Source organism: Methylobacterium sp. E-046 (assembly GCF_022829625.1).
In the GTDB taxonomy this organism is placed as follows: Bacteria; Pseudomonadota; Alphaproteobacteria; order Rhizobiales; family Beijerinckiaceae; genus Methylobacterium; species Methylobacterium longum.
Genome location: NZ_JAKSYP010000248.1, coordinates 1 through 8,747, shown reverse-complemented (window position 1 = coordinate 8,747; position 8,747 = coordinate 1). Strand labels below are relative to the sequence as shown.

The following is an 8,747-nucleotide window of genomic DNA, read 5'->3' as shown; positions in this document are numbered from 1 at the left end:
GCGCTGATCTGCCCGCGGATCTGATCCGTCGCCTTCGCGGTCTGCTCGGCCAGGGCCTTCACCTCGGAGGCAACGACCGCAAAGCCCTTGCCGGCTGCACCCGCGCGGGCCGCCTCGAGGGTGGCGTTGATCGCCAGCAGGTTGGTCTGCGCGGCCATCCCCTGGAGCATGCTCACGACCCCGCCGAACGAATGGCCGGTGAGGCCGTCGAGAAGGCGCGGCATACCGGGGTGCTCGTCGAGGGCCTGAGCGGGCAGGCGACGCAGATCGGCGAGGTCGTTAGCATGATCCAGGGGATCGTCGCGCAGACCAACCTGCTGGCGCTCAACGCCACCATCGAGGCGGCCCGCGCGGGTGCGGCCGGCAAGGGCGTTGCGGTCGTTGCCTCCGAGGTGCAGGCCCTGGCCGAGCAGACCGCGAATGTGACGGATCAGATACGCGGGTAGATAAGCGCGACGCAGGCTGCCACGCGCGAGGCCGTGGGCGCGATCGGCTCGATCCAGGGCACGATCCGAGCGCTGGACGAGGTCTCGGCCGCGATCGCGGCGGCGGTGGAGGAGCAGTCGGCCGTCACGCGCGAGATGTCGGGCAGCATGCACACGGCCGCGCATGGGGTATCGACGATCGCCGGCGGCATGGAGGCCATCGCCCGGGCGAGCGAACAGGTCGATGCCGCCACGCGCCAAGTCCGCGAGGCGGCGCGCGCGGTCGCATGACCTAAGTGGTTTGGACGAGACCAGCGAGTCAAGACGTCTTGGAGGCGCGGCGCGCTTTCCTCACCTACGTCTACTTTGACCGAAAGGTTGAAGCACCTGCCACTGACGGCGATGCCAGCTGTTCATTCAGCCGCGCTCACCCATTCGATCCGGAGCCCTCCTTTGCCGTCTTCACCTGTGCAGACTGACGAAGAAGCTCGGCTGCAGGCGCTGGCCGATCACGATATCCTTGATGCCGAGCCAGATCCGTCGCTCGCCCACATCGTCGAACTCGCCGCTCGCCTGCTCGGCGCGCCGGCTGCCTTCGTTTCCTTCGTCGATCGCGATCGGCAGATCTTCCACGCCAAGATCGGTCTGAACCTGTGCGAGACCGACCGCGACGTCGCATTCTGTGCCCGGACCATCGCGCAAGCTGACACCCTCGTCGTGCTCGACGCATCCCAGGATCCACGGTTCCGCGACAATCCCCTGGTCACCAGCGCCCCGTTCATCCGCTTCTACGCAGGCGTGCCGCTACGTACCGGAGACGGCCATGCCATCGGTACGCTCTGCCTCGCCGGTCCCAAGCCGCGACGCGCTTTCACAGGCCGAGACAGGCGTATCCTCACCGACCTCGCCCGTCTCGTGCTCGACCGGCTGGAGCTGCGCCGTGTCCAAGCGGCCCGGCGCGCGACTCAATCGCGCTTCGAGCACATAGCCGACACCTCGTCCGACGCCATCATCTGCGCGGACGCCCAAGGGCGGGTGAGCTTCTGGAGCGCGGCCGCCGAGCGCCTGTTCGGGCATACGGTCGCCGAGGCTCTGGGTCAGCCCCTCGCCATCCTAGTGCCCGAGCGGATGCACGGCGGCCACGAGGGTGACCTATGCCGGATCGCGCCCGGGGCGGCGACGGGGCTACTCGGCCGCACTGTCGAACTTACTGGCCAGCACAAGGACGGCCGCGAGTTTCCGGTGGAGCTGTCCTTGTGCACATGGACCGAGAACGGCCACGCAGCCTTCGGGGCGATCGCGCGCGATGTCAGCCCGCGCCGCATGGTCGAGGAACGCCTGTTCCGTCTGGCGCATCTCGATGCCCTCACCGAATTGCCCAATCGGGCCGTGCTGCGCGGCCGGATCGAGGCGGCGATTATGGACGATCGCCCAGCGGCGGTGCTGATGCTCGACCTCGACGGCTTCAAGGAGGTCAATGACGCGCACGGTCATGCCGTAGGCGATGCCGTACTCCGGCTGGCGGCGAGTCGCCTGCGCACCTGCGTCGACACCATGGGCGTAGCGGCTCGATTTGGTGGCGATGAGTTCGCGGTCGTGCTCCCCGGCGTGGGTGACCCATTGACGGCAACCTCCAAGGGGCAGGCGATGATCGACGCCCTCTCCGAGCCGTACCGCATCGAGGAGACCGTATTGCGACTCGGCGCCAGCGTCGGCGTGGCCCTAAGCCCTGCCCATGGAGGGCGAGAAGACGAACTGCTGGCTTGCGCCGATGCCGCCCTTTACCGCGCGAAGATGGATGGACGCGGGCGCGCCTTCCTGTTCACGCCGGACCTCCGCGAGGTCGCACAGCGCGAGCGGGCCTGCCGCGACGGGCTGCGCCGCGCCATCGAGCAGGGTGAGTTCGTGCTGCACTATCAACCGCAGGTAAGCCTGTCCGATGGTGCACTCATGGGGGCCGAGGCCCTGATCCGGTGGCAACATCCCGAACTCGGCCTGCTCATGCCGGCTGCGTTCCTGGAGGTGCTCGACAACAGTCCGGACGCAGCCCGGGTGGGCGCCTGGGTGCTGCGCACCGCCTGCGCCCAAGCACAGGCTTGGCGGCAAGGTGGTGTGCATCCATTCCGGATCGGGGTAAATCTCTGCGCGGCCCAATTCCGGGGCGGCGGTTTGGTCGAGGGAGTGGCCACCGCGCTCGCTGAGACCGGGCTGCCGGCCAACGCCCTGGAGTTGGAGATCACCGAGACGATCATCTTACATCACGATCCGGAGGTTATCGCCGCCCTGCAGGCCCTGCGCGCCATGGATGTGGGTATCGCGTTCGACGATTACGGTACGGGCTACGCCTCGCTCAGCCTGCTCAAGCGCTTCCCGTTGACACGGTTGAAGATCGACCGCGGCTTCGTGAACGGCCTCTGTGAGGACCGGCACGACGCAGCCATCGTGCGGGCGGTGATCGACCTCAGCCGCAGTTTCGGACTGGAGGTGATCGCCGAGGGCGTCGAGACCGAGGAGCAGCGCCGGCGTCTGCTCGCGAAAGGCTGCCAAGAGGCGCAGGGATATCTGTTTGGCCGGCCAATGCCACCGGCAGAATTCGCTGCGCGCTTCAAGATATGCCAACAATATCCACGCCCATCATCTCCTGCTGCATAGCCACCTAAGATATGATGGTTGATATACAAAATATATTTTGTATAATGATAAATTTTTAAATGGTAATTAGCCGCTTTATCTTCTCTGTTAATCGAGTTAATTTTAATTGATAGACTAGAATAGGATCCCGACTATGAGTACTCTGTACCGCCTCGTCTACGCCAGTAAGAACTTTCTGACTGGGCCTGAGGCCGAGGCTGCCGTTGAACAAATCCTGGCGGCATCGCGACGGAACAACGAACGCGTGGGGGTTACCGGCGCGCTGATGTTCAACGGTGGCGCCTTCGCGCAGGTGCTGGAGGGGCCACAAAAGGGGGTCGAGCAGACGTTCGAGCGCATCCAGCGTGACCCTCGCCACGGTGACGTGACGGTGTTGGAGGGCACCCCGATCACGGAGCGCGGCTTCGTAAACTGGTCGATGGCCTTCGTCGGGCAGTCGGCTCGCGGTCAGGCACTTTGGAACGAATTGGCGGCGGAGAGCGGCTTCGACCTAGCGCGCTTGAGCGCGGACGCCGTGTTCATGATGCTGCACGACCTCGTGCTGGAGGAGGAGCCCCTGGGCAACATCATGGACACCCCGCCACCTGATGCGGTCGCCCGGCAATTGCCTGACATGCCGCAGGTGCGCGAGGAAGTTGCGCATCTCAGGTCCGAGGCGGTGGTGACAACCGAGCGGCAGAACGCGAGCCGGGATCATGAGAGCGTCGCTACTTTGGCCATCTTGAAGGCCGCTCTTGCGCACGAGCGTGGCCGGACGACGGAGCTTCGGAGTATGGTGGACGAGCTGCACATCGCCATGGCCGAGATCCACGCCGCATGCGATCGATTGCGCGCCGAGCGCGATCTCTGGATGCAGCGTGCCCGAGTTCTGGTCGCGGCTCTCTGTGATGACCCGCAGGAGATCCGTAGCGCCGCGCGCAGCGCCGAGGTCCTCGCTGACCAGAGTATGGTCGCTGTGCCAGCCCGTGCCTGCGCTTAAGCGTATCTAGCCGTGGCTCAGGGTGTTTGGCTCGGTTAGACGTAGGGTCCACCGAACAGGTCACCGAGCGCTTTCCGTCGGAACAGCGTCCGCCAGCGGCGCCTCTGATGCTCCGGCCGGTCGTGGATCATGTGACACCGCTGGCAGAAGGCCGCGAGGTTGGCGTCCGCGTTGTTCGAGGTGTCGTGATCCCGATGAGCCGCAGCCAGGACGACATGGGTCCGGCGAGCACGGCCGAGTATATCAACGCCAGACCTGACCCGGATCCGGCGGCCCCATCCGTCGCGCCAACGACCCGCCCTCGCGTCCCACCAGCGCCCGTCGCCGAGGTGGTAGACCATCCGCCCGTGCGGCCGGCCGCAGCCCTCGCAGCAGCCTTTGGCTCGGCCGAAGCGGATCACAGCAGACAACTGGGGCCAGTCGATGGGGTAGAAGAAGCGGTGCTCGGGCCGGATCGGCATGGGGCCGCACTGTGCCACCGGACGTGAAGAAAGCGTAGCTGCGAGTGCCTCGTCCGCGACTAATCCCTGGCTCGACACGGCAGGAGCCGAACACGCTACATGCCTACGAGCCTCTCACGACCTGAAGAGGCCGCGTTTGTGAGCCCGCCGGGGTATCCTGCCCCTTTGCACAGCGAGTCTGGTTGCGACCCCCCACCTTGGCCTCGTAGAGCGCACCGTCTGCGAGGCGGTAGAGATCCGTCAGGGCAGTGGTTGCTTTGCCATCCGGTACACCACTCGCCAGCCCGATGCTTACCGTGAGCGCACCGGCTCCGATGCCTGCCGATCCGATCGCGAGGCTCGATACCTCGGCGTGGACCTTCTCCGCGATGAGATAGGCCCCTGCCTGATCCGTGTCTGGCAGGAGGAGAGCGAATTCCTCACCACCGATCCGGCTGACCAAGTCCTGCGGCCGGTGCACGCTAGCCGAGAGGCGGCCGGCCAATGCCCGTAGCACGTCGTCTCCGACTTGGTGACCATACCGGTCGTTGAAGCGCTTGAAATGGTCGGCGTCGACGATGAGCAGGGACAGCGGCTTAGCCGAGCGTCGCGTATCGTTCGTAGCGCGGGTGAATGCGTCCTCGAAGGCGCGGCGGTTCGGCAGCCTGGTCAGCGCATCGGTTAGCGACAGATGTTCGAGTTCCGCCTGCATGGCTTCACGGCGGCGTAACTCGCGTCCGAACAGTAGTGAGAGGGCGATTGTGAGGCCACACAGCACCAGCACGATACCGCCGATGACGAGCGCCTTCCCCCGCCACTCAGCCTCGATCTCAGCCGTCGAGAGGGCGACGTTGAGGATCAGGGGCAAGTCGCCGACCTGAGTGAAGCGGTATTGCCGCTCGATGCCATCCCGGACCGATGTGTGGATGAAGCTGCCGCTGTGCTCGCGCAGGAACCCCTGGAACGTCGGGGCACCAGCGATGTTCACGCCGATGTCGGTCTCCGCGAAGGGGTACCGCATGATCCGCGTGCCGTCGCGCAGGTACAGGTTGATCGCGCCGTCGCGGCCGAGATCGATCTGGCCGAACAAGCGCGTGAAGTAGGACAGGTTCAGGGTTCCCAGCACCACACCGCCGAAGGTACCGTTGGGCTTGTTGATGCGGCGGCTCAGTACGATCATGCGGCTACCGAGCAGACGCGAAAACAGCGGCTGACTGATGTATAAGCCGAGGTTGTTCTGCGCCTTCTGCGCTTGGAAGTAGGTCCGATCGGCGTAATTTACCTTGCGTGCCGGAACGGTGCTCGCGTCGATGATGTTGTCGCCGTTCTCATCGGTCACGATCATCACGCCCATGTCGCGCGCGGTCGCGGCCCGGTCGAATAGGATGAGCTGGCGCAGTTCTGGGCTGACCTGATCGAGCCCAGGTGCCTTCAGGTTGTCGACGACGCCGCGCAGCGAAAGGTCGTACATCTCGATGTTGCGGGCGATATCGCATTCAAGGACCTGCAGCAGGTTCTTAGACGTCTGCTCGGCCTTGTCCCAGGCGTCCTGCCGTAGGTCGAGCAGCATCAGGCTGGATGCGACGAGCATCCCGACGGGTGCCAGGACGCCGAGGACGATCCAGGTACGAGCGGAGCGGAACCGGCGTGCGAGGTATTGCAGCGGAGCCATCGACAGTCCTACGCGAGCGCACGCGCTGCAGTTCAATCTCTGGCATGAACAGCCCTAACCAAGGATTGCAGATCGACGCCGCCGCGCATCTGGCCCACACGGTAAGCGGAAGGGTGTTCATCCTAGCGGATCTTGGAAGGGGCCAAGGTAACGCCGTTCTCGATCCGCGGCTGACATCTGACCCCCGTACACCCCCGTTACTTCGTATCAGCGGCTGACACCGGCACCCAGAGCGCTGGCGCTCCTGCTCGCAGCAATAGGGGCTTCTGCCTTTCCCCGCGCGCCCAATTCGGCACGACGTTCGGCTGATGTCACGCTACGGCAGCCGCACGTCGCACAATTATGAATGCCAACCTGTAATTGAATATATCGATTGCATCATGCGACAATTTCGCTATTTGATCCGACATAAGCTATATTCGCTTGTCATTTTTTCGATATGGGCTCATTCATAGTAAATGATATTCAATTGACTCATCGAAAGAATGATCAATGACTGTTAATACCGACAGTTCAAGCTCGGTCCTGGCTGCGCTTGCCGGCGAAATCGTCTCCTCCTACGTCGTCAAAAATTCGGTTCCCATTGCCGAGCTCCCGAAGCTGATCGAGAGCGTCCACACGGTCCTAACCACTCTTAAGCTTGGCGCGCCAGTGCCGACATCCGAGGCCGAGAAGCCTGGTGCGGCCCAGGTCCGCAAGTCGATCCAGCCCGATGGTCTCGTCAGCTTTCTCGACGGTCAGACCTATAAGACGCTCAAGCGCCACCTGACCAAGCACGGCCTTGATCCGCGAAGCTACCGCGAGCGTTACGGCCTGCCGGTCGATTACCCAATGGTTGCCCAGAACTATGCCGAGAAGCGATCCGCGCTGGCCAAGGCGATCGGTTTGGGTCAGCCCGGTGCGATGGCTCAGAATGCGCCGAAAAAGGGCCACAAGGCGGCTTGATCTGCCAACGGATGCCGTCGGTTCAGAGACCGTAGCGCAGGATCCGTTAACCATCCTGCGCCAGCATTATCTCAGCGATCGGCCGGGGGTCGAGTGCCGGTAGAGCAGCAGTGGGATCTATCGTCCTTGGCCCCGGTGCGGCCTCGCCGGCGCAGTCGCGCTGATCACATCCGCACCGTCAGTGTGTGTGATGTGATACCCCTCCCGCTACCGTACTTCTTACCGTAGCAGTGCCGTTTTTTGCTGTGTTTTGCTGTATCCTGCTGTCCTTCGGTTGGACACAGCCGTCCTTTTGCCGCCTCCACGTCATCGCCAAGCCGAAGCCATCGAAGCACCGCGGAGCAGGCCGAAGCAGCGCCGATGCTCCCGGACGTTCGTATCTGCTCGGAAACGCTCGAAGATGTTCTGTGCACACCTGTGCACCCAAGGGTGCGGATCGGCTACCTCGACAGCCGTCCCGCCGCTCGCCATCTTGAGCGTATGGACGCCGGCTTGACCCTCGCGAAGCTTATCGGGCCGATCGCCGCCGCGACGATCCTCAATGCCTTCTGGTTCGCTGCCGTCTGGCGGGGGCACCAGTACGAGCGCCGCCAAGGCAAGATGCCATGGCAGTTCGACCTTGCGCTCGGCGCCTACATCGCTGCGGCCGGCGTGGCGCTGTACCCGGCCGACATCACCATCACCAACAGCCCCGGCAAATTCCCCGAGCGCAAGGCGCGATCGGGCGCCCCGGTTCAGGGGCGCGAGGAACGTCGGGAAGGCGGGGGCGGCAACGGGACCGCTGCGCCCAACGGCGATGATGGAGGCCGAGACGAGCGCCCCGCCATCCAAGTCGTCAACGGCGAGGTGCCGCGGGCGGTGGGCGAGACCGAAAACGCGGTCATCGCAGCGCGCATGCCGATCTTCACCCGGTCAGTCGCCGGGACAAGGTGATGATGCTCACGGCGCTCAGAAGCCGCCCGCGCCCTTGGCCGAGCCTCCATCAGCACACGCTCGACGACGCAGCCTGAGGAGCCGCCATGCCCCCGGACCCCTTCGACCGCGTGAAGCGAACTCATTGAGCGGCACGTCTCGGCTGAGGAGACCGCACCGGCCGCGATCGGCATCGTCTCGGCCCTATCCATCCTCGTTGCTGGGGCGACCCATACCCCTGCACCGGCTGCGCGCGCCGCAGCACGTCGTCGTCTCAAGGATGCCGCAACGTGGTTCGATGGGCGCCCTGCCCAGGTCACTGCTCTGATCCGCGATATCGCATCGATGGACATGCCCAACCGCGATCGCCGCAAGGCCGTGCTCACCGCAGCATGGACGGACCTTCTCGACGAGTGAGAGGAGATACCATGCCTGCCACCCTCCCCGATCCACCGACGCCCGCCAGCATCCTCGCTCTGATCCAAAGCATCGCGCACCACCCACCTGGTGCGCCCGCCGCCCTCGCCTTTCGCTCGACGTTGCGCCGCAAGGGCCAGGACCACGCCGGCGGCCCGGCGGCGCTCGCCGACGTGGTGGCCTGGATCCGTGCTGCTGACCCGGACCGGGCCGACGCGCGCGAAGCCGTCATCACCGCGGCGTGGGTCGATCTGCTGCCGAAGCCGGAGGACGCGTGAGATGAACGTGTCTCGGTCACCCGCTCA

General features: G+C 64.7%; 7 protein-coding genes and 2 pseudogenes. 6 read left to right on the top strand and 3 right to left on the bottom strand.

Annotated features, from left to right (window positions below):
* Positions 1-185 (bottom strand): annotated as a pseudogene (locus MKK82_RS26690) (methyl-accepting chemotaxis protein); the annotation flags it as partial.
* Here MKK82_RS26690 and MKK82_RS26685 point away from each other — a divergent pair.
* The 3 genes and pseudogenes from MKK82_RS26685 to MKK82_RS26675 all read left to right on the top strand — a co-directional run.
* Positions 183-716, top strand: a pseudogene (locus MKK82_RS26685) (methyl-accepting chemotaxis protein); the annotation flags it as partial. The pseudogenes MKK82_RS26690 and MKK82_RS26685 overlap by 3 nt on opposite strands.
* Before the next feature lie 177 nt (positions 717-893).
* Entirely contained in the window at positions 894-3,077 is a 2,184-nt protein-coding gene (locus MKK82_RS26680) for a putative bifunctional diguanylate cyclase/phosphodiesterase (RefSeq protein WP_243987341.1), read from the top strand.
* Between the two features lie 133 nt (positions 3,078-3,210).
* Positions 3,211-4,056, top strand: a complete 846-nt coding sequence (locus MKK82_RS26675; protein WP_243987339.1) for a BLUF domain-containing protein — start codon at positions 3,211-3,213, stop codon at positions 4,054-4,056.
* 35 nt (positions 4,057-4,091) lie between these two features.
* On the opposite strand, the gene MKK82_RS26670 is transcribed toward MKK82_RS26675, so the two are convergent.
* Positions 4,092-4,517, bottom strand: a complete 426-nt coding sequence (locus MKK82_RS26670) for a hypothetical protein (RefSeq protein WP_243987337.1) — start codon at positions 4,515-4,517, stop codon at positions 4,092-4,094.
* 103 nt (positions 4,518-4,620) lie between these two features.
* On the bottom strand, positions 4,621-6,168 hold the full coding sequence (locus MKK82_RS26665; RefSeq protein WP_243987336.1) for a sensor domain-containing diguanylate cyclase: 1,548 nt from the start codon (positions 6,166-6,168) through the stop codon (positions 4,621-4,623).
* A 492-nt stretch (positions 6,169-6,660) separates the two neighbouring features.
* Here MKK82_RS26665 and MKK82_RS26660 point away from each other — a divergent pair, with 492 nt between their 5' ends.
* From MKK82_RS26660 to MKK82_RS26650, 3 genes are all read left to right on the top strand, one after another.
* On the top strand, positions 6,661-7,113 hold the full coding sequence (locus tag MKK82_RS26660; RefSeq protein ID WP_243987335.1) for a MucR family transcriptional regulator: 453 nt from the start codon (positions 6,661-6,663) through the stop codon (positions 7,111-7,113).
* Between the two features lie 360 nt (positions 7,114-7,473).
* Complete coding sequence (locus tag MKK82_RS26655; protein WP_243987334.1) at positions 7,474-8,046, top strand: hypothetical protein; 573 nt, start codon at positions 7,474-7,476, stop codon at positions 8,044-8,046.
* Positions 8,047-8,453: 407 nt separating this feature from the next.
* The gene (locus tag MKK82_RS26650; RefSeq protein WP_243987333.1) at positions 8,454-8,720 is read left to right on the top strand and encodes a hypothetical protein; all 267 of its coding nucleotides are present in this window, start codon (positions 8,454-8,456) and stop codon (positions 8,718-8,720) included.
* Positions 8,721-8,747 lie beyond the last annotated feature (27 nt).

What these genes read in the sequence shown, in the direction of transcription:
- MKK82_RS26675 (WP_243987339.1), top strand. Translation starts at nt 3,211, where the DNA reads ATGAGTACTCTGTACCGCCTCGTCTACGCCAGTAAGAACTTTCTGACT.
- MKK82_RS26670 (WP_243987337.1), bottom strand. Translation starts at nt 4,517, where the DNA reads ATGCCGATCCGGCCCGAGCACCGCTTCTTCTACCCCATCGACTGGCCC.
- MKK82_RS26665 (WP_243987336.1), bottom strand. Translation starts at nt 6,168, where the DNA reads ATGGCTCCGCTGCAATACCTCGCACGCCGGTTCCGCTCCGCTCGTACC.
- MKK82_RS26660 (WP_243987335.1), top strand. Translation starts at nt 6,661, where the DNA reads ATGACTGTTAATACCGACAGTTCAAGCTCGGTCCTGGCTGCGCTTGCC.
- MKK82_RS26655 (WP_243987334.1), top strand. Translation starts at nt 7,474, where the DNA reads ATGCTCCCGGACGTTCGTATCTGCTCGGAAACGCTCGAAGATGTTCTG.
- MKK82_RS26650 (WP_243987333.1), top strand. Translation starts at nt 8,454, where the DNA reads ATGCCTGCCACCCTCCCCGATCCACCGACGCCCGCCAGCATCCTCGCT.